The organism is Vibrio sp. 1069, assembly GCF_033340555.1.
This window is the reverse complement of the sequence record NZ_JAWOWP010000855.1, coordinates 1-538: the sequence shown is the minus strand read 5'-3', so window position 1 is coordinate 538 and position 538 is coordinate 1. Positions and strand designations below refer to the sequence as shown.

The following is a 538-nucleotide window of genomic DNA, read 5'->3' as shown; positions in this document are numbered from 1 at the left end:
AAGTAAAAACAGAGGCAGAACGCAGTATCCAATGGAACTGATGAGAGGCATTCATAATATCGCACCACACCATTATGGTTGTGTGTTGACGATCGGCAATTTCGATGGCGTACACAAAGGCCATCAACAAGTATTGCAGCAAGTGTCTGAGCAAGCGGAGAAACTTTCGTTACCGTCGGTTGTGATGACCTTTGAACCTCAGCCTATGGAGCTGTTTGCCAAAGACAAAGCGCCCGCAAGGTTGACGCGACTGCGCGACAAGTTCGTTCAATTAAGCAAGCTCGACATCGATCGTTTGCTTTGCGTCAACTTTAATCGCCATTTTGCCAGCCTGACAGCGGAAGAGTTTATCCGCGACTTGTTGGTCGAGCGTTTGGGTGTTAAGTTTCTTGTCGTTGGTGATGATTTCTGCTTTGGCAAAGGCCGTTTAGGTAACTTTGCCATGTTGCAGGAAGCTGGGGGAAAATACGGCTTTGAAGTCGTCAGTACCCAAAGCTTTTGTTTACAACAGTTACGAGTGAGTATCTGAACTCCAGTC

At 47.0% G+C, this 538-nt stretch carries 1 pseudogene; it reads left to right on the top strand.

From position 1 onward, the window contains the following. Positions 1-31 precede the first annotated feature (31 nt). Positions 32-523, top strand: a pseudogene (locus tag R7040_RS29440) (adenylyltransferase/cytidyltransferase family protein); the annotation flags it as partial. Between the last annotated feature and the right edge of the window lie 15 nt (positions 524-538).